Source organism: Candidimonas humi (genome assembly GCF_019166065.1).
In the GTDB taxonomy this organism is placed as follows: Bacteria; Pseudomonadota; Gammaproteobacteria; order Burkholderiales; family Burkholderiaceae_B; genus Candidimonas; species Candidimonas humi.
Genome location: NZ_JAHTBN010000014.1, coordinates 22,971 through 42,782 on the forward strand (window position 1 = coordinate 22,971; position 19,812 = coordinate 42,782).

A 19,812-nucleotide genomic window follows, 5' to 3' on the forward strand; every position below is an offset into this window, starting at 1 on the left:
AGCGAGGCCGTCATCCCTGCTCGTGCCGGGCCGTTCAGCGGCGCAGAGCCTCCCAGGCCTTGACCAGCCGCTTCACGGATACCGGCATGGGCGTGCGCAGCTCCTGGGCGAACAAGGCCACGCGCAGTTCTTCGAGCATCCAGCGGAACTCGTCCAGGCGCGCGTCGGCCGCCCCCTTGAGCGCCGAGCGCGCCCGCTGATACTGGACCAGCAGCGGCGCCATCTCCGCCATCAGGCGCGCGTCGCGCGCGGGATCGGCGCGCAGCTTGTCGACGCGCGCCTGCGCGGCCTTGAGGTAGCGCGGATAGTGCACCAACTGGCCGTAGGCGGTGTCGCGCACGAACCACTTGCCCATCAGGCCGCCGAGCTGCTGCTGCAGGTCGGCGTAGGCCTGGGCATGGGGCTTGGCCTGAGGCAGCTTCTTCTGCAGCGCCGCCCATTCATTCAATATCTGGCCGGCCAGGCGGGCGATCTCCTGGGCCACCAGGCCCAGCCTGCCCTTGCCCTCGGCGCGGCGGGCCTCGAAGCTCGCCTCGTCCACCGGCCAGGGCTCGGCCAGGCAGGCCTGTTCCAGCGCGCAATCGATGATCTGGTCTTTCAGCTCTTCCTGGGTGCCCAGGCCCATGTACAGCATGCCGGTTGGAGTGCCCCCCTGTCGCTGACGCGACATCCCCCCCGAGGGCGGGCTCGCGCGCCCTCCGGGCGCCCGCGCGGGCGCGCTCGTGCGTGCCAACTCGGGCAGGCTTTTTTCGAGGAATTTCACCTGGTCGCGCAGGCCCAGGCGGAACAGGCGCAGCAGGCCGGCACGGTGCTGCTGGCGCGCCTGGGCCGGGTCGTCGAATACGTCCAGCTCGCAATGCGTGCCGCGATCCACCAGCGCCGGGTAGCCGATGAAAGACTGGCCCTTGCGCCGGATCTCCATGATCTCGGGCAAGGCGCCGAAGCTCCAGGACGTCAGGTTCTCGTGGGCCAGGGCTTGCGCCACCTGGTCGTCGCGCGCGGCGAATTTCTGGAACGAGGCCTGGGCCTGGCGGCCGTGCTCGGCCTTGAGCTGGTCGAGGTTGCGTCCGCCCGAGAGCATGCGGCCGTGTTCGTCGACCACCTTGAAATTCATGAACAAGTGCGGCGCCAGCGTTTCCAGCTTGAAGTCGCCGCGTACCGGGCGCACTTTCACGTGTTCCCACATATCGGCCGCCAGGGCCTCGAGCAGGCCCTGCTGCGGATCGGCGGCGCGCTCGAACCAGCGCTCGTAGAAGCCCGCAGCATAATCGGGCAGCGGCACGCAGTGGCGGCGCAGCTTCTGCGGCAGGGACTTGAGCAACTGCAGCACTTTTTCCTTGAGCATGCCCGGCACCAGCCACTCGCAGCGCTGCGGGTCGATCTGGTTCAGGGCGAACAAGGGCACCGTCAGCGTCACCCCGTCGCGCACCGAGCCCGGCTCGAAGTGGTAGTCCAGCGCCATCTGCACGCCCTGCCACTCGACCTTCTTGGGAAAGACGTCGGTGGTGACGCCGGCCGCCTCGTGGCGCATCAGCGCATCGCGCGTGAGCAGCAGCGCCTGCGCAGCCTGCCGGTCCAGGCCGCGCACCCATTTCTCCAGGGTCGCGGTCTGGCAGACATCGGCCGGAATCAGGCGCTCGTAGAACGCGTAGATCAGCGCATCGTCGACCAGTATGTCGGGGCGCCGCGCCTGGTGTTCGAGCTTCTCGATCGAGGCGATCAGGCGCCGGTTCTGGACCACGAAAGGCAGTTCGCTGTCGATGTCCCCCGGCACCAGGGCCTGGCGGATGAAAAGCTCGCGCGCTGCCGCCGGATCGATCTTGCCGTAGTGGACCCGGCGGCCGCTGTATACCGGCAGTCCATATAGCGTGGCGCGCTCGTTGGCAACGACCTGGCCGGCCTTTTTTTCCCAGCGCGGGTCCGACCAGCTGCGGCGCAGCAGATGGGCCCCGGCCCGCTCCAGCCATACCGGATCGATCTTCGCCACGCAGCGCGCATACAGGCGCGTGGTCTCGACCAGCTCGGCCGCGACGATCCAGCGCCCGGCTTTTTTCACTAGGCGCGAACCCGGATGTATATGAAAGCGGATGTCGCGCGCGCCCAGGTAGCCGGCGCCCTCCTCGCTTTTCAGGCCGATATTGCCGAGCAGCCCGGCCAGCAGCGCCATGTGGACCTGCTCGTAGGTAGCCGGCAACTGGTTGCTGCGCCAGCCCTGCTCGCCGGCCAGGGCCGCGAGCTGGGTGTGCACATCGTGCCATTCGCGCAGGCGCAGCGGCGACAGGAAATTCTGGCGCAACAGCGCCACCAGCTTGCGCTGCGAGGCCTTGTGCTCGACCTGCTCTTCGTACCAGCGCCACAGCTTGAGATAGGACAGGAATTCCGATTTGTCGTCCGCGAAGCGCGCCTGCGCGGCCTCGGCGGCATCGCGCTCCGCCGCGGGCCGGTCGCGCGGATCCTGCACCGACAAAGCGGCGGCGATCACCAGGATCTCCGCCAGGCACTGCTGGTCGCGGGCCGCCAGCACCATGCGCGCCACGCGCGGATCGACCGGCAGGCGCGCCAATTCCCGGCCCACCTCGGTCAGGCGGTTGGTCTCGTCCAGCGCGCCCAGTTCCTGCAGCACCTGGTAGCCGTCGGCGATGGCGCGGCCCGTGGGCGCATCGACGAAGGGGAAGCTCTCGATGTCGTCCAGCCGCAGCGCCTTCATCCGCAGGATCACCGAGGCCAGGGAAGAACGCAGCACCTCGGGGTCGGTATAGGCCGGCCGGGCACGGAAATCGGTCTCGTCATAGAGACGCACGCAGACGCCCGGGCCAATGCGGCCGCAACGCCCGGCGCGCTGATTGGCCGAGGCCTGGCTGACCGGCTCGATGCGCAACTGCTCGACTTTGTTGCGCCAGGAATAGCGCTTGATGCGCGCCAGGCCGCTGTCGACCACATAGCGTATGCCCGGCACCGTCAGGGAAGTCTCGGCCACATTGGTGGCCAGCACGATGCGCCGGCTATTGCCCTGCGGCCGGAAGATGCGTTCCTGTTCGGCCTGCGACAGGCGCGCATAAAGCGGCAGGATCTCGGCGCCGACGGGATGATGCTTGCGCAGCGCCTCGGCCGTCTCGCGGATCTCGCGCTCGCCGGGCAGGAACACCAGCACGTCGCCCGGGCCATGGCGCGCGCACTCGGCCACGCCGTCGACCACCGCGTCGATCAGATCGCGTTCCTCGTCTGCACGCGCGCCACGCCCCGGCTCGGGGGCCTCGGGCTCGTCCCGCGCCACAGGACGGTACAGGATGTCGACCGGATACAGGCGGCCGGACACCTCGACCACGGGCGCCGGCCGGCCCTTGCGCGCGAAATGGCGCGAGAAACGCTCGGCGTCTATGGTGGCCGAGGTGATGATGAGCTTCAGGTCGGGCCGCCGCGGCAACAACTGCAGCAGGAAGCCGAGCAGGAAATCGATGTTCAGGCTGCGCTCGTGCGCCTCGTCGATGATGATGGTGCCGTATCTGCGCAGCAGCGGATCGCGCTGCGATTCCGCCAGCAGGATGCCGTCGGTCATGAGCTTGATCGCGGCGGCCGGCCCGGTGCGGTCGCTGAAACGCACCTGGTAGCCCACCCAGTCGCCCAGTTCGGTGCCGAGTTCCTGCGCGATGCGCCGCGCCACCGAGGTCGCCGCCAGGCGCCGCGGCTGGGTATGGCCGATCATGCCGAACTCGGCGCGGCCCAGCTCCAGGCAGATCTTGGGCAACTGGGTGGTCTTGCCCGAGCCGGTCTCGCCGCAGACGATGACCACCTGGTGGCCGCGGATCGCCGCCGCAATATCGTCGCGGCGCGCGCTGACCGGCAGGTCATCCGGATAGGCGATGGCCGGCAGCGGGCGCGCCGCGGCCGCAGGCCTGGGGCGGGCCTGCGCGGGGCGGCGCGGCATATTCGCAACTGTTTTGGCGGGTGTTTTAACGGACTCTTGCATAAATCTTCTGTACCTGCAGCAGCAGTTATTATAATTTTGCGTCGACGTTCCCCACGTGGGACGCCCATATTCGCCCCATACCGCCAACCGGAAGACATGGCCACCAACGACGTAGACACCTTATCCGCGCAGGATGCGCCCGAATTCGCCCCCGCCCAGTTCGTGCGCTGGTTCCGCGAGGTGGCGCCATACGTGCACGATTTCCGGGGCAAGACCTTCGTCGTGGCTTTCGGCGGCGAACTCGTGGGCGACGGCGCGCTGAACAACCTGGTGCAGGACCTGTCGCTGCTGTCGGCGCTGGGCGTGCGGCTGGTGCTGGTGCACGGCTCGCGCCCGCAGGTCAACGAACAACTGCGCCTCAAGGGTTTCCAGATGCAGTTCGGGCGCGGCACCGAGCCCACCAGCGTCGAGGCGCTGGAATGCGCCAAGGAAGCCGCAGGCGAGATCCGCCTGGACATCGAGGCCGCCTTCAGCCAGGGCCTGCCCAACACCCCCATGTCGCATGCCCATATCCGCGTCATCTCGGGCAATTTCGTGACCGCCCGTCCGGTGGGCATCATCGACGGCGTCGACTACAAGCATACCGGCACCGTGCGCAAGCTCGACATGGACGCATTGCGCAACATCGTCAGCCAGGGCGCCGTGGTGCTGCTCTCGCCGCTGGGCTTCTCGCCCACCGGCGAGGCCTTCAACCTGGCCATGGAAGACCTGGCCACCAGCGTGGCCGTATCGATGCGCGCCGAAAAGCTGATCTTCCTGACCCAGGGCCGCACCGTGCGCGACCCCAGCGGCGAAGTGGACACCGAACTCGCCCGCGAAGACGCCGATGCGCTGCTGGCCACCGGCACGCTGGACGAGGACACGGCCTCGTTCCTGGCGCATGCCTCGCGTGCGGTCAAGCGCGGCGTGGCCCGCGCCCACCTGGTGCCCTACACGCTGGACGGCAGCATACTGCTGGAAATCTTCACCCACGACGGCGTGGGCACGATGGTGGTCGAAGACACGCTGGACGACCTGCGCCCGGCGACGGTCGACGACGTCGGCGCCATCGTCCAGTTGATCGAGCCGCTGGAAACCGACGGCACGCTGGTGCCGCGCGGGCGCGCGGTGATCGAGCGCGACGTCGAGAAATTCACCGTGCTCGAGCACGACGGCGTGATATACGGCTGCGTGGCCCTGATGCCCTACCTGGACGAAGGCATGGCCGAGATGGCCTGCCTGATCGTGCACCCCGAATGGCAGGGCTCGGGAGAAGGCGAGATGCTGCTGCGCCATATCGAATCCAAGGCGCGGGCCCTGGGCGCAAAGCGGCTGTTCGTGCTGACCACGCGCACCTCGCACTGGTTCATGAAGCGCGGCTTCGTGCAGGGCGGCATCTCCGACCTGCCGCGCGAACGCCAGGCGCACTACAACCGCTCACGCAACAGCCTGATCTTCATCAAGCGGCTGTAGCCGGCGGGCCGCGGCGGCCCGCACGCGGCGGGCTCGCGTCCTGGCGCTGCCGCCCCAAGGCAGCCTGCCGGGCGTCCGGCAGCCCGGGCGCCGGCGGTACAATGGATGCCATCGATCAATCCGCATCAAGGTGTACCGCCATGGCACGTATGGTTCAATGTGTAAAGCTCAAGCGCGAGGCCGAAGGGCTGGATTTCCCGCCCTATCCCGGCCCCTTGGGCACGCGTATCTGGCAAAGCATTTCCAAGCAGGCCTGGCAGGAATGGATAGGCATCCAGACGCGCCTGGTCAATGAAAACCGCCTCAACCTGGCCGACGCCCGCGCGCGCAAGTACCTGGCGCAACAAATGGAAAGTTTCCTGTTCGAGGATTCCGCGGTCGAAGCCCAGGGCTACGTCCCGCCCTCGAACTAGGGCCGGTACGCCCCAAGGCCTGCACGCGCCAGGCCCGTGTCCGGCCGGGCGCCCTGCCCGAGCAGAGCCGGCGGCCTTATGCCCCGCGCTTATGCCCCGCGCGCCTGGCGCTCGGCGTTCTCCAGGCCGGTATGGCGCACATCGGCGCCATGCACCATGTAGATCACCTGCTCGGCCATGTTCGTCGCGTGGTCGCCGATTCTTTCGAGAGAGCGGGCGATGAACACCAGGTCGAAGATCCCCGCGATGGCAGCCGCATCCTGCGTCGTCGCCATGCGTTCCGTGGCGTTGCGGCGAAAGGCCTTCCAGTCCTGGTCGACGTCCTTGTCGGCCCGCAGCACGGTGGTGGCCTTCGGCGCGTCCTGGCGCGCGAAAGCGTCCAGGGCGTCGCGCAGCATGCCCGTGACCCGCGTGGCCATGCGGTCCAGGCCGTCCAGCGGAACCGGCGGGCTGGCCGCCTCATGCACCCTGCGCGCCGTCTTGGCGATCTTCTTGGCCTCGTCGCCGCAGCGCTCCATATCGGTCAGCATCTTCGAGACGGACAGCAGCAGGCGCAGGTCTATCGCCGCCGGCTGCTGGCGCGCGATCAGCAGGCCTATGCGCTCGTCGATCCCGACTTCCAGCTGGTTCACTTCTTTCTCGCGGGCGCGTACGCGCTCGACCTGGTCCGCGCGGCCTTCGGCCAGCACCTGCATGCTTACCCTTACCATCGCTTCGACCACGCCCCCCATGCTCAAGAACAAAGTACGGATGGCTTCGAGATCGGCGTCGAATTGCTTATTTGTATGCTCGAACATGGGCGGCCCAGTCTAGTGTCGTGTTGCGGCAAGCCGCGGGCGCCGGGCATTGGCGCCGGCGAGCAGCGCGGCGCCGCCGCGGCCCGCGACGGGATACAAGACGGCAGGCTACACGCCGATTGTTACGGCTTCATGACGGGCGGCGCAGTTCGCGCACGCTTTGCTGCGTGGCCAGCAGGGCCACGTCGGCGCCGGCCAGGGCGAACAGGCCGCAAGTGACCACGCCCGGGACGTTGTTGAGCTCGGCTTCCATGGCGGCCGGGGCGGCGATCCGCAAGCCCGAGACGTCCAGGATCTGGCAGCCGTTGTCGGTGACGAATCCGGAACGCAGTTGCGGCCGCCCGCCCATGCCTTCGAGGCGCCGCGCCACGCTGGCGCGCGCCATGGGTATCACTTCCACCGGCAGGGGAAAGGCGCCGAGCTGTTCGACGAGCTTGGACTCGTCGACGATGCACACGAAGCGCTCGGCCACCGAGGCGACGATTTTTTCGCGCGTGAGCGCGCCGCCGCCGCCTTTGATCATGTTCAGGCCTGCGTCGATTTCGTCGGCCCCGTCGACGTACACGGGCATGCCGCGCACCTCGTTCAAGTCGAAGACCTCGATGCCGTGCCCGGCCAGGCGCGCGGCGCTGCGCTCGGAGCTGGCCACCGCGCCCTTGAAGCGCCCCCGATGCGGCGCCAGGGCGTCTATGAACAAGTCGGCGGTAGAGCCGGTGCCTACGCCCAGCACCACGTCCGCCCCCAACAAAGGCAGCACATACTCGACGGCCGCCGCGGCGACGCTCTGTTTCAGTTCTTGCTGGCTCAACATAGTGCTTTCCTTATCCAAATATCCGGTCGATATACGTGCCGGCAAGCGTCGCGAAGCCGGCACGCCGCGGCCATCGCCATGCGGGCAGCCAGGCATGGCGCCGTGACTGCCCGTTCGCACGAGCGCCGGCCTGTATCAGCCGAACAAGGCCGTGTATTTCTTGTCCGTGAAGCCCACCGCGACAGTGCCGTCGGGCATCAACGTCACGGGCCGGCGCACCAGCGCCGGGTATTCGGCGATGAGGGCCAGCCACTGCGCATCGTCGGCGGGCTGCTTGCGCTCGGGCGGCAGGTTGCGCCAGGTCATCGAAGCCCGGTTGACGAGCTTTTCCCAACCGCCCAGTTGCTGCGCCCACTTCTGCAGGCGTGCGGCCGCGATCGGGTGCTCGCGATAATCCACAAAGGTATGGGCCTGGCCGTGCTCGTCCAGCCAGGCTCTGGCCTTCTGGCAAGTGCTGCATTTCTCCAGGCCGTAGAGTTCCACGGATTTCATCGTATCTCCTGTGCGCCGCGCACCGCCCGCAACGCCATATCGCACGCGGCGGCGCCGGCTCATGGCGGCGAAAAATCACCGGGCATTTCGTATGCGCGCCGGCCTCGGACGGCCTGCGGCTACCCGCCGCAAGCCCGCATTATGCCTCACCCAATCGCAAGTATGCCTGCTCCAGGCCCTGCCAATAGGCCAGGCCGCGCTCTCCGGCCACCTTCAGCAGCGAGCGCCGCAAGCGCAGCAAGTTGCCCCGCCGCTGCCGCGGCGTCAGCACGCCGCGGCGGCCGCGATCGAAATCGATCAGCCAGGCCGTGCCTTGCCGGTCGAGCAGGATGTTGTAGGCATTCAGGTCGGCGTGCCAGACCCCGGCCTGGTGCATCGCATGGATGGCCGAGGCCACCGCCGCCTGGCTGGCGGCGCAATCCTCTGCGGCTCCATCGGGGGACCGCAGCGTCGCCGCCAGCGCCGTCACGCCGGGCAGGCGCTCGACCAGTATGGCGGCGCGGTAGCTCAGGCCGCGGCGCCACCACGCCGCTGCCAGCGGCACCGGCACGGGCAGGCCGCGCGCGTGCATGTAGCGCAGCAGTTCGAATTCCGCATAAGACCGGCTGCGCCGCGCGCCGGTCCACACATAGCGGTCGCGGCTGATATGCGCAATCAGGCCGCCGCGGCGGTAATGCCGGAGCACGGCCGCGCCGTATTCCCCTTGCGTGAACCAGGCCGCCTGGCGTCCGCCCACGCCCACCGGCACGGCATCGTTGGCCGGCGCCCGCGGGTCGAACAGGAAGCTGCCCGGATGGGCCAGCCGCTGCGGATCGTAGCGCATGGCGCCGCCGGGCAGGGCCAGTTCGGCGCAGGAATCTTGGGGCATCGACGAAGCTCCGTGCAAAGGAGGATTATCCCGGGCCCCGGACCTCAGGCCTTGATCAACAGCAGAAAGATTATCACCAGCAGCATCAGCGCGAATATCATCTTCAGCCGCGGCTCGGGCATCGCATAGGCGCAGCGCACCCCGTATGGCACGCAGCAGATGCTGCCCGCGGCCAGCGGCAGGCCGACCGGCCAGTGCGCCTGGCCGTGCGCCGTATAAGTGGCCAGCGCCACGATGATGCCCGGGACGATCATGCTCAGGGCCAGGGCCTGGGCGGAGGTCTGCGACAGGCGGAAATAAGTGGTCAGGAACGGCACCGCCAGCACAGAACCGCCCACGCCGAAAATGCCGCTGGCCAGGCCGGCCATCACACCCACCGCCGCAAACCAGCCCTTGTGGATCTGCGCCGGATCACGCGCGGGCGCAGGCTTCGCCGCGTTCTTGCCGGGCTTGGCCTTGCCTTTCCGGGGCCGGCTCTGGAAAAAATAAAAAATCGCGATGCAGAGGATGAAGGCCGCGTACACCCGGCGCAGCAGTATCGGGTCTATGCCCAGCGCGATCCGCGCGCCGATCCAGGTGAACACGATGGAACCCGCCGCGCCGGCCGCCGCCGCGTGCCAGTCTATGCGCGCGCGCTGGTTGTACTTGCGCACCGTCAGCAGCACGGCCGGCAGCACCATCACCAGCGCCGTGCCCTGCGCCGCCTGCTGCGGCATGTCCAGCACCAGCCCCAGCAAGGGAATGGCCAGCAAGCCGCCGCCTATGCCCAGCACCCCGCCCGTGAAACCGATCAGGGCTCCCGCCACCAGGCAACCCAGCCCGACTACGTACCACTCCACCTGCAAACTCCTTTCCTGCCCCGAAGCGGGCATTTCCCTGATCGTGTAAGTGAACCGTCCCTATTGCAGCCGGGCGATGGCCGCGTCCACCCGGTCGACCGCCCAGATCTCCAGGCCCTCGATGGCCTGCCGCGGCGCGTTGGCCTTGGGGATGAGCGCCGTAGAGAACCCCAGCTTGGCCGCCTCGCGCAGGCGTTCCTGGCCGCGCGGCGCGGGCCGGATCTCGCCGGCCAGGCCGACCTCGCCGAACACCACCAGGCCGCGGGGCAAAGGCCGGTTGCGCAGCGACGACATGATGGCCAGCAGCACCGCCAGGTCGGCCGCCGGCTCGGTGATCTTGACCCCGCCCACGGCATTGACGAACACGTCCTGGTCGAAGGTGACGACCCCGGCATGGCGGTGCAGCACCGCCAGCAGCATGGCCAGCCGAGTGCCTTCCAGCCCCAGCGACAGGCGCCGCGGATTGGGCGCATTGGCGCCGTCGACCAGGGCCTGGATCTCGACCAGCAGCGGCCGCGTGCCCTCTTGGGTGGCCATCACGCAAGAGCCGGAAACGCCCTGCTCATGCTGTGAGAGAAACAGCGCCGAGGGGTTGTTCACGCCGCGCAGCCCCTTGTCGGTCATGGCGAACACGCCCAGCTCGTTGACCGCCCCGTAGCGGTTCTTGAAGGCGCGCACCAGGCGGAACGCCGAATGCGTGTCGCCCTCGAAATACAGCACCGTATCGACGATATGCTCGAGCACCCGGGGGCCGGCCAGCGAGCCGTCCTTGGTGACGTGGCCGATCATCACGATAGCGATGCCGGTCTGCTTGGCCAGGCGGGTGAGCTGGGCGGCGCATTCGCGCACTTGCGAAACCGAACCCGGGGCGGCGCTCAGCTCGCCCGAGTACAAGGTCTGGATGGAATCGATCACGGCCACGCCGGGCCGGTGCTCGGTCAGCGCGGCGACAATGGCCTCGAGGCGGATCTCGGCCAGCAGGCTCACGCCGCTGGTGTCCAGGTCGAGGCGGCGGGCACGCAGGGCCACCTGCTCGGCGGATTCTTCGCCCGACACATACAGCACATTGACCGCGTGCGACAGCGACACCAGCGCCTGCAGCAGCAGCGTGGACTTGCCGATGCCCGGGTCGCCGCCGATCAGCACCACGCCCCCGGCCACCAGGCCGCCGCCCAGCACGCGGTCGAATTCCGCGATGCCCGAAGGCTGGCGCGGCTGCTCGCGAGCCTCGACCTGGGCCAGGTTCAGCACCGCGCTGGTGGCGCCGGCCAGCGGCGCGTAGCGGTGCGACCCCGGCTCGGATTCGACGGATTCCTGCAGGGAATTCCAGGCGCCGCAATGCGGGCACTTGCCCGCCCATTTCAGGCTGGATCCCCCGCACTCATTGCATATGTATGTGGTCTTGGTCTTGGCCATGCGACAGTGTAACCGGACGGGAATCCGGCCCGGGCAATGCCCCACCCGCCGCCGGCCGCCAGATGCTAGCGCCCGGCCAGGCTGCCGCCGCCGTCCACGCCCAGCACCTGGCCGGTGATATAGCCCGCTTCGTCGGACAGCAGGAAGGTGACGGCCGCCGCGACCTCGGCAGGCTGGCCCAGCCTGCCCATGGGAATGGAGGCCAGCGCCTTCTTCTCGCCCTCGCTGCCGACCGGCTGGTTGGCGCGGAACAGCTCGGTCTCGATCGGCCCCGGCGACACGGCGTTGACCGTGATGCCGTATTCGGCCAGCTCCAGCGCCCAGGTGCGCGTACAGCCTATGAGCGCGCTCTTGGCGGCCGAGTAGCTGGTGCGCCGCAGCGCGCCTTGCGTGGCGCGGCTGCAGATATTGACGATGCGGCCTTCTTTGCGCGCCTTCATGGACGGGACGAAAGCCTGCACCACCTGCACCGCGACGCGCACGTTCAAGTCCAGCACCTGATAGAGCGAAGCCAGGTCCACCTCGCCCAGCGCTTCGGGGCGCACTATCCCGACATTGTTGACGATCGCGTCCACCGGATATTTCTCGCGGATGACACGCAATATGTCTTCCGTTTCGCCGGCATTCTGCAGGTCGCAGGAATACAGGTAGCCCGGAAAATCGATTTCCTGGGTATGGCGCGCCAAACCCACCACATGGCAACCCATGTCGGCCAGGCGCCGGGTGATGGCCCAGCCTATGCCTTTGGTGGCTCCGGTAACCAGTACGCATTTGTCTTTCACGATTCGATTCCTCGACAGATCTATTCCGTATGCACTTGCACGGGCACCCGGGGCGCGAGCGCGCACAGCAGTTCGTAACCCACGGTACCCGAGGCCCGCGCCACGTCGTCGACCGAGGGGCCGCCCTCGCCCCACAACACGACCTCGGAGCCCACCGCCGCCCCCGGCACCGGGTCGAGATCGACCCCCAGCATATCCATGGAGATGCGCCCGAGGGTGCGCGTCATCACCCCGTCCACGCATATCGGCGTGCCGGTGGGCGCATGGCGCGGGTAGCCGTCGGCATAGCCGCAGGCGACCACGCCCACCCGGGTGTCGCGCGGCGCCGTGTAGGTATAGCCGTAGCCGACGCTGGCGCCGGCCTTCAATACATGCGTGTTGATCAGGCGGGAACGCAGCGTCATGACGGGCCGCAGCCCCAGGCTCGCCGCCGGCCGGTCGTCGAAAGGCGAGGCGCCATACAGGCAGATGCCGGGCCGCACCCATTGTTCGCCGCCCGGTACGCAGTGTGCCCACAGGCCTTCGGTAAGCGTCGCGGCCGAATTGCACAAGCTGGCCGAGCCGGGCAGGCCTTGCGTGGCCTCGCCGAACACGGCTATCTGCTGCGCCGTGGCCTGCGCATCGTCGTCGGCGCGCGCGAAATGCGTCATGCGGCCCAGCGCGCCCAGCACGCCGCGCTGCTGCAGGGCCTGGGCGCGGGCGTATGCCTGCCGGTAGGCGCCCGGCTGGAAGCCCAGGCGGTTCATGCCGCTGTCCAGCTTCACCATGGCATCCAGCGGCCGGCCGGGCCGTGCCTTTTCCAGCATGTCGAACTGTTCGGCGCAGTGCACGGTAACAGATATACGATGTTGATCCAGCACCCGGATATCGGCCGGCTCGAAAAACCCTTCCAGCAGCAGTATCGGCCCGTTCCAGCCCGCCTCGCGGCAGCGCACCGCTTCGTTCAGGTCGAGCATCGCCAGGCCGTCGGCCGCGCCGAAGCCCTGCACGGCATTGAGTATGCCGTGGCCGTAGGCATTGGCCTTGATCACCGCCCACACATGGGGCCGAGCCCGGTCGCCGGCGACCTGGGCGCTGTCCAGGCAGCGCCGGACCGCGAGCAGGTTGTGCCGCATGGCCGACAATGAAATGTGCGCCGAAATGGGGCGTGGCATGGATGATCCCGTAGTCTGCATGTGCGCCGGCGCCGCCGCGCCGGCCTGCCCGGGCGTACCGGGCATGCCGAAGTCTAATCCAGTTCGCTCGGACAAGTTAAGAGGGAAGTAACAATAGTTGACCCTCTCGGGACACGCAAGCCCGGCCCGGATCCGGCGGGCCCTTAAAATGGAACCGCCTGCAACACCTTTTCGCGCTTTGCCCATGGCTGTCGATCATTACGAGAACTTCCCGGTCGCCTCGCTGCTGCTGCCCGCGCGCCTGCGACGGCCGGTCAGGGACATCTACCACTATGCCCGCAGCGCCGACGATATCGCCGACGAAGGCGAGGACGACGCCGCGACCCGCCTGCGCAAGCTGCAGGCCTATCGCCGTGCGCTGCAGGACATCGGCACGGGAACCCTGGCGCTGCCCGGCGACGATCCCCTGGCCACGGTATTCGTGCCCCTGGCCCGCAGCATCAAGGAATACCAATTGCCGCTGCAGTGTTTTTTCGACCTGCTCTCGGCCTTCGAGCAGGACGTGCGCGTGCATCGATACGATAGCGATACGCAGTTGCTGGACTACTGCTCGCGCTCGGCCAATCCGGTGGGCCGGCTCATGCTGCATCTGTACCGGGCCGTGTCGCCCGCCAACCTGCGCGAAGCCGACGCCCTGTGCTCCGGCCTGCAGCTCGTCAATTTCTGGCAGGACGTGGCCGTGGACTGGGCCAAGGGACGGGTCTACCTGCCGCAAGACGCGCTGCGCCGCCATGGGGTGGACGAAGGCCAGATCGCCCGCGGCGAGGCCGGCCCCGCGTGGCAAGAGCTGATGCGCGCCCAGGCCACGCAGGCGCGCGAGATGCTGCTGGCGGGCTTGCCGCTGGCCCGCCGCCTGCCGGGCCGCATCGGACTGGAATTGCGCATGGTGGCCCAGGGCGGCCTGCGCATCCTGGAACGGCTGGAACGGATACACTACGACGTATTCCGCCACCGGCCGACGCTGCGCAAAAGCGACTGGATCCTGTTGCTGTGGCGCGCCCTGCGCTGACGCGGCCGCGGGCGCGCGCAACGGTAGCCAGGCCCCACTTGCCCGGCCGCCGGGCGGCCCCACCCATGAACCCGCATTCCCTCCAAGCATGAGCCCCGACGAATACTGCCAGGACAAGGCCGCCCGCAGCGGCTCCAGCTTCTATTACGCCTTCCTGTTCCTGCCCCCCGAAAGGCGCAAGGCGATCACCGCCCTGTATGCCTTCTGCCGCGAGGTCGACGATGTGGTGGACGAATGCAGCGATCCGTCCGTGGCCCGCGTGAAACTGGCCTGGTGGCGCGCCGAGGTGGAAAAAATGTTCGCCGGCAAGGCCGAGCATCCGGTCACCCAGGCGCTGGCTCCGCATATCGCCTCTTGCGGGCTGGATGCCGCACGCCTGATCGAGATCGTCGACGGCATGGAAATGGACCTGGACCAGGCGCGCTATATGAACTGGGCGGAGCTGCGCAAATATTGCTGGCGCGTCGCGGGAGTGGTGGGCGAATTGTCGGCCGGCATCTTCGGCCATACGCAAGCCGAAACCTTGTCCTACGCGGGCACGCTAGGCCTGGCCTTCCAGCTCACCAATATCATCCGCGACGTGGGCGACGATGCGCGGCGCGGCCGCATCTACCTGCCCGTGGAAGATCTGGAAAAGCACAACGTCAAGGCCGCCGAAATTCTCAACGGCCAGTATTCCGAACGCTTCCGCGAACTGATGCGCTTCGAGACCGCGCGCGCCCGCGACTTGTACCGGCAAGCCGTGCAGGAACTGCCCGAGGCCGACCGCCGCGCGCAACGACCGGGGCTGATGATGGCCGCCATTTATCACGCGCTGCTCGGCGAAATCGAGCGCGACGGCTGGCACGTGCTGGAACAGCGCATTTCGCTCACGCCCATACGCAAGTTCTGGCTCGCCTGGAAAACCTGGGTGGGCGGCGGACGCGGAGTAATCCGGCGCCTGGCCCGATGAAAGCGGCGGTCGTGGGCGCCGGCTGGGCAGGCCTGGCGGCCGCCCTGCGGCTGCGCGACCTGGGCTGGGAAACCACGGTATTCGAGGCGGGCCGCACGCCCGGCGGCCGCGCCCGCAGCGTCGATTCGGCCGAACTGGGCATGCGCATCGACAATGGCCAGCACATCCTGTTGGGCGCCTATACAGAAACCCTGGCGCTGATGCGCGGGCTGGGCATAGATCCCGAACAACGTTTGCAGCGGCTCGGGCTGGGGCTGCGCTCGGCCGACGGCCGCTATCGCCTGCAGGCATGGCCATGGCTGCCGCGCCCCCTGCACCTGCTGGCCGGCATCGCCGCCGCCCGCGGCCTGGGCTGGCCGGACAGGCTGGCACTGGCCGGGCTGATGCGGCGCCTGCGGCGCCGGCAGTGGCGCACTCCGCCGGAAGCCACCGTCGAACAATGGCTGCAGGCCGAAGCCCAGCCCGGGCGGCTGGTGCGCCTGTTCTGGAGGCCGCTGTGCCTGGCCGCGCTGAACACCGCCCCGTCGCAGGCCTGCGCCCAGTTGCTGGCCCATGTGCTGCGCGACAGCCTGGGCGGCCCCAAGTCCGCCTCGGACCTGCTGCTGCCGCGCACCGGCCTGTCGGAGCTGTGGCCGGCGGATGCGGCCGCCCTGCTGGACATGCGCTATGGCCATGCCGTGCGCCGCCTGGCATACCTGCCCACCCATGTCGAGATCGACGGCATGGCCTTCGATGCCGCGATACTCGCGGTCAATGCCCCGGTGGCGCAGCGGCTGCTGCGGCAATGCCCGGCGGACGCCGCCGGCCCGGCATTCCTCGACAGGCTCGACGCGCTCGACTACCGCCCGATCGCCACCCTGACGCTGCGGCTGGCCAAGCCCTGGCGCCTGCCCTGGCCCATGCTGATGCTGGAGGACGACCCGGCCCGCGGCTGGCATGGCCAATGGCTGTTCGAACAACTCCCGGACCGCCCGGCGATCGCGGCTGGCCCAGGCCCGGCGGATAAGCCGGCTTGTCCGGAGGCCCCGCCCGCTGTCACCGTCGTGGTCAGCGACGCTCGCGCCGCGGCCCGGCTAAGCCGCAGCGACCTGAGCGCCGGCATCCTGGAACAGTTGCGCGCGCAGGCCGCCGCCCTGCCCCCCATGCCCGAGATCGTCGCCGGCGAATTGCTGGTGGACAAGCGCGCCACCTTCGCCGCCGTGCCGGGACTGGCACGCCCAGGCAACGCCACGCCCTGGCCGCGCGTCTGGGTGGCGGGGGACTGGACCGATACCGGCTACCCCGCGGTGCTGGAAGGTGCGGTGCGCAGCGGCCGGAGTGCCGCCACGGCAGCCGCCGCGTGGACAAGCGCGCGCGGAACGGGGTAGGATGAGCCGGGGCCACCGGAACCGCAATCACCAGGGCCAGCCACAAGTAATTCCATTTCTAAATCAATCGTGAACGCGAAAGCGAAGCGCAGACAGTACATCTAGTACGGCAAGCGAAGCTGCCAAAGTGCACGGTTGATTTAGAAATGGAATAAAACCAGGAAGAGACACCATGGGCAATATCTACGAACAAGACCTGGACAAGACGGCCGCCAACTACGCGGTGCTTACTCCCCTCACTTTCATCGAACGCGCCGCCGCCGTCTATCCCGAGCGCACCGCCGTCGTCCATGGCGCGCTGCGCCGCAACTGGAAACAGACCTACGAACGCGCGCGCCGCCTGGCCAGCGCCCTGCTTGCGCGCGGCATTGCCAAGGGCGACACGGTGGCTGCCATGCTGCCCAACATCCCCGAAATGGTCGAGGCGCATTTCGGCGTGCCCATGAGCGGCGCGGTGCTCAATACCCTGAACACCCGGCTGGACCCCGACACCATCGCCTTCATGCTCAATCACGGCCAGGCCAAGGCGCTGCTGGTGGACCGCGAATTCAGCGGGCTCGTCGCCACGGCGCTGCGCAAGGTCGACCACCCCGTGCTGGTGATCGACGTCGACGACCCCGAATACACCGGCGATGGAGGACGCATCGGCGAGCTCGACTACGAGACCCTGCTCGCCGGCGGCGACCCGCAGTACGCCTGGCAGCCGCCTGCGGACGAATGGGATGCCATCTGCCTGAACTACACCTCGGGCACCACCGGCAATCCCAAGGGGGTGGTCTACCACCACCGCGGCGCCTACACCAACGCCATCAGCAACATACTCGAATGGGACATGCCCAAGCACGCCGTCTATTTGTGGACGCTGCCCATGTTCCACTGCAACGGCTGGTGCTTTCCCTGGACGGTGGCGGCGCGCGCCGGCGTCAACGTCTGCCTGCGCAAGGTCGATCCCCAGGCCATCTTCGACCTGATCCGCAGCGCCGGGGTCACCCACTACTGCGGCGCACCCATCATACACACCCTGCTGGTCAACGCGCCCGAGGCCATGAAGCGCGGCATCACGCACAAGGTCCACGCCATGGTGGCGGGCGCCGCGCCGCCGGCAGCCATGATCGAGGGCATGGAGCAACTGGGCTTCGAACTCACGCACGTCTACGGCCTGACCGAAGTCTACGGCCCGGCCTCGGTATGCGCGCAGCATGAAGAGTGGGCGGCGCTGGACGTAGGCGAGCGCGCCCGCCTCAATGCGCGCCAGGGCGTGCGCTATCACCTGCAGGACGCCATCGCGGTGCTCGACCCTGAAACCATGCAGCCCGTGCCGGCCGACGGCGAGGCCATGGGCGAGATCATGTTCCGCGGCAACATCACCATGAAGGGCTACCTGAAGAATCCCGAGGCCACGCGCGAGGCCTTCCGCGGCGGCTGGTTCCACACCGGCGACCTAGCGGTGATGTATCCCGACGGCTACGTCAAGATCAAGGACCGCAGCAAAGACATCATCATCTCGGGGGGCGAGAACATCTCCAGCATCGAGCTCGAGGACGTCCTGTACCGCCATCCCGCGGTGCTCGCCGCGGCAGTGGTGGCCCGGCCCGATCCGAAATGGGGCGAGACGCCCTGCGCCTTCGTCGAGCTGAAGGCAGGCGCCGCGGCCACCGCGCAGGAACTCGAAGCCCATTGCCGCAAGCACTTGAGCGGCTTCAAAGTGCCGCGCCAGTTCGTCTTCGGCGAATTGCCCAAGACCTCCACCGGCAAGATCCAGAAGTTCGAGCTGCGCAAGCGCGCGGCGTCCACGGCGGCGATCGACGTTTAGGGTGGCTCCGAAAGAATGGCATGGCACCGGCCAGCCATGCCCGGCCCGGCCTCGTGCGTACGAGCCGCTGTCCGCATCCGCCGGCGGCCTGGACGCCCCGCCGCTTTTATAATGTGGGCCCCAGCAGTGCGCAAGGACGCGAGGCCCGCATGCACGAGTACACCGCCGAACTGATCTGGACGCGCGACGGCCAGGATTTCCTCGACAAGCGCTACAAGCGCCGCCACCTGCTGCGCTTCGACGGCGGCGCCGAAGTCCAGGCTTCGTCTTCGCCGCTGTCGGTGCCGCTGCCCTATTCCGACGCGGCCGCCGTCGATCCCGAAGAAATGCTGGTCGCCTCGCTTGCAAGCTGCCACATGCTGTGGTTCCTGGGCATCGCGGCGCAGCGCGGCTTCCGCGTCGACCGTTACGTCGATCATCCCGCGGCCGTCATGGAAAAGAACGAGCGCGGCAAACTGTACCTGTCGCGCGCCACTCTCCGGCCCGAGGTCATGTTCTCGGGGCCGCGCCTGCCGCGGCGCGAGGAAATCGACGCCATGCACCATCTTGCCCACGAAGAATGCTTCATCGCCAATTCCGTCAGGACGGAGGTGGCCTGCGTGCCGGTGCATGGCGACGACATCGCTGCGTAGCCGCGCGGCGGCCTATGGCTGCCTGGCGCTGAGCATGTCCCTGGTGGGCAGCTATGTGGCGCTGTCGCGCCCGCTGGCCGCCGCCATGCCCGTGTTCCTGCTGGCCTGGCTGCGCTTCGGCATAGGCGCGGTCGCCATGCTGCGCTGGCTGCGCAAGCCGGCCACCGAGGCGCCGCTGTCGACGCACACCCGCACGCTCATATTCCTCGAATCGTTCCTGGGCAACTTCCTGTTCACGCTCTGCATGGTGTACGGGGTAAGCCTGAGCTCGGCGGTGTCGGCCGGCGTCATCATGTCGGCGATCCCGGCCACGGTGGCGCTGATGAGCTGGCTGTTCCTGAAGGAACGCATAAGCCCGCGCACCCGGGCAGCCGTGGCCTGCGGCGTGCTGGGCATAGGCCTGTTGGCGCTGACCCGCGGCGGCGCCGACGGCACGGCCGCGGCGGCGGGCGCGACGACCGGCAATGTCCTGCTGGGCGATCTGCTGCTCTTCGGCGCCGTGCTGTGCGAGGCCTCTTATGCGGTGATCGGCAAGCGGCTGACGGCAGTACTCGGGCCCAAGCGCATCAGCGCGGTCATCAATCTGTGGGGCTTCACCCTGATGACGCCCTTCGGACTGTATAGTGCCAGCCGTTTCGACTTCCTGGCCGTCACCCCGGGCATCTGGCTGCTGCTCTTGTTCTATGGCCTGGCCGCCAGCGTCTGGACGGTATGGCTGTGGATGACCGGCCTGAAATCCGTGCCCGCCTCACAGGCCGGCGTATTCACCGTAATGCTGCCCATCAGCGCCGCCCTGGTCGGCATCCTGGTGCTGGGCGAGCCCCTGTCGGCCACGCAACTGCTGGCCTTCGCCATCGCGCTGGCCGGCCTGCTGCTGACCACCCTGCCGGGGCGCGGCAAGGCGGCCTGAGACGCCCGGTGTTTTGATTCACGGATTTGAGCGGCCGAGGCCGGCACGTCGCGGCCGACATGCGGCGGCGGCCGGATGCGAACACTGCGCGGACACACCGCAGCGCGGCGGCTGTGC

General features: G+C 68.3%; 17 protein-coding genes. 8 read left to right on the forward strand and 9 right to left on the reverse strand.

The window, feature by feature from the left end:
* Nucleotides 1–34: 34 nt before the first annotated feature.
* Nucleotides 35–3,925, reverse strand: a complete 3,891-nt coding sequence (gene hrpA, locus KVP10_RS19565; RefSeq protein WP_217966432.1) for an ATP-dependent RNA helicase HrpA — start codon at nucleotides 3,923–3,925, stop codon at nucleotides 35–37.
* 138 nt (nucleotides 3,926–4,063) lie between these two features.
* Here hrpA and argA point away from each other — a divergent pair, with 138 nt between their 5' ends.
* Nucleotides 4,064–5,419 carry an amino-acid N-acetyltransferase gene (gene argA, locus KVP10_RS19570; protein ID WP_217966433.1) on the forward strand — a complete coding sequence of 452 codons (1,356 nt, stop codon included), beginning with the start codon at nucleotides 4,064–4,066 and terminating at the stop codon, nucleotides 5,417–5,419.
* 140 nt (nucleotides 5,420–5,559) lie between these two features.
* Complete coding sequence (locus KVP10_RS19575; protein WP_217966434.1) at nucleotides 5,560–5,832, forward strand: oxidative damage protection protein; 273 nt, start codon at nucleotides 5,560–5,562, stop codon at nucleotides 5,830–5,832.
* 89 nt (nucleotides 5,833–5,921) lie between these two features.
* Here the strand turns inward: KVP10_RS19575 and phoU are convergent, their stop codons facing one another.
* From phoU to alr, 8 genes are all read right to left on the reverse strand, one after another.
* Nucleotides 5,922–6,629 (reverse strand): phosphate signaling complex protein PhoU, encoded by a 708-nt coding sequence (gene phoU, locus KVP10_RS19580; protein WP_217966435.1) that lies wholly within the window; start codon nucleotides 6,627–6,629, stop codon nucleotides 5,922–5,924.
* A 130-nt stretch (nucleotides 6,630–6,759) separates the two neighbouring features.
* Nucleotides 6,760–7,440 (reverse strand): ribose-5-phosphate isomerase RpiA, encoded by a 681-nt coding sequence (gene rpiA, locus KVP10_RS19585; RefSeq protein ID WP_217966436.1) that lies wholly within the window; start codon nucleotides 7,438–7,440, stop codon nucleotides 6,760–6,762.
* A 135-nt stretch (nucleotides 7,441–7,575) separates the two neighbouring features.
* Nucleotides 7,576–7,932 carry a Spx/MgsR family RNA polymerase-binding regulatory protein gene (locus KVP10_RS19590; protein ID WP_217966437.1) on the reverse strand — a complete coding sequence of 119 codons (357 nt, stop codon included), beginning with the start codon at nucleotides 7,930–7,932 and terminating at the stop codon, nucleotides 7,576–7,578.
* 139 nt (nucleotides 7,933–8,071) lie between these two features.
* Entirely contained in the window at nucleotides 8,072–8,800 is a 729-nt protein-coding gene (locus KVP10_RS19595) for a 3-deoxy-D-manno-octulosonic acid kinase (RefSeq protein WP_217966438.1), read from the reverse strand.
* A gap of 44 nt (nucleotides 8,801–8,844) precedes the next feature.
* The gene (locus KVP10_RS19600) at nucleotides 8,845–9,639 is read right to left on the reverse strand and encodes a sulfite exporter TauE/SafE family protein (RefSeq protein ID WP_343218779.1); all 795 of its coding nucleotides are present in this window, start codon (nucleotides 9,637–9,639) and stop codon (nucleotides 8,845–8,847) included.
* A gap of 60 nt (nucleotides 9,640–9,699) precedes the next feature.
* A complete protein-coding gene (gene radA / locus KVP10_RS19605) occupies nucleotides 9,700–11,055 on the reverse strand; it encodes a DNA repair protein RadA (RefSeq protein ID WP_217966440.1) in 1,356 nt (451 codons plus the stop codon).
* A 65-nt stretch (nucleotides 11,056–11,120) separates the two neighbouring features.
* The gene (locus KVP10_RS19610) at nucleotides 11,121–11,837 is read right to left on the reverse strand and encodes an SDR family oxidoreductase (protein ID WP_217966441.1); all 717 of its coding nucleotides are present in this window, start codon (nucleotides 11,835–11,837) and stop codon (nucleotides 11,121–11,123) included.
* Between the two features lie 20 nt (nucleotides 11,838–11,857).
* On the reverse strand, nucleotides 11,858–12,991 hold the full coding sequence (alr, locus tag KVP10_RS19615) for an alanine racemase (RefSeq protein WP_217966442.1): 1,134 nt from the start codon (nucleotides 12,989–12,991) through the stop codon (nucleotides 11,858–11,860).
* Nucleotides 12,992–13,196: 205 nt separating this feature from the next.
* On the opposite strand from alr, the gene hpnC reads away from it, so the two are divergent.
* The 6 genes from hpnC (at nucleotide 13,197) to KVP10_RS19645 (ending at nucleotide 19,695) form a co-directional block, all read left to right on the forward strand.
* The gene (gene hpnC / locus KVP10_RS19620; RefSeq protein WP_217966443.1) at nucleotides 13,197–14,021 is read left to right on the forward strand and encodes a squalene synthase HpnC; all 825 of its coding nucleotides are present in this window, start codon (nucleotides 13,197–13,199) and stop codon (nucleotides 14,019–14,021) included.
* 88 nt (nucleotides 14,022–14,109) lie between these two features.
* Nucleotides 14,110–14,973: a presqualene diphosphate synthase HpnD gene (gene hpnD, locus KVP10_RS19625; RefSeq protein ID WP_217966444.1), complete on the forward strand. Its 864-nt coding sequence runs from the start codon at nucleotides 14,110–14,112 to the stop codon at nucleotides 14,971–14,973.
* Nucleotides 14,970–16,340 (forward strand): hydroxysqualene dehydroxylase HpnE, encoded by a 1,371-nt coding sequence (hpnE, locus tag KVP10_RS19630; protein WP_217966445.1) that lies wholly within the window; start codon nucleotides 14,970–14,972, stop codon nucleotides 16,338–16,340. Before hpnD ends, hpnE begins: the two co-directional genes overlap by 4 nt.
* A 172-nt stretch (nucleotides 16,341–16,512) precedes the next feature.
* Nucleotides 16,513–18,153 carry an acyl-CoA synthetase gene (locus KVP10_RS19635; RefSeq protein WP_217966446.1) on the forward strand — a complete coding sequence of 547 codons (1,641 nt, stop codon included), beginning with the start codon at nucleotides 16,513–16,515 and terminating at the stop codon, nucleotides 18,151–18,153.
* 149 nt (nucleotides 18,154–18,302) lie between these two features.
* On the forward strand, nucleotides 18,303–18,785 hold the full coding sequence (locus KVP10_RS19640; protein ID WP_217966447.1) for an OsmC family protein: 483 nt from the start codon (nucleotides 18,303–18,305) through the stop codon (nucleotides 18,783–18,785).
* Nucleotides 18,763–19,695, forward strand: coding sequence for a DMT family transporter (locus KVP10_RS19645; RefSeq protein WP_217966448.1), 933 nt, complete (start codon nucleotides 18,763–18,765; stop codon nucleotides 19,693–19,695). The genes KVP10_RS19640 and KVP10_RS19645 overlap by 23 nt, the downstream gene beginning before the upstream one ends.
* Nucleotides 19,696–19,812 lie beyond the last annotated feature (117 nt).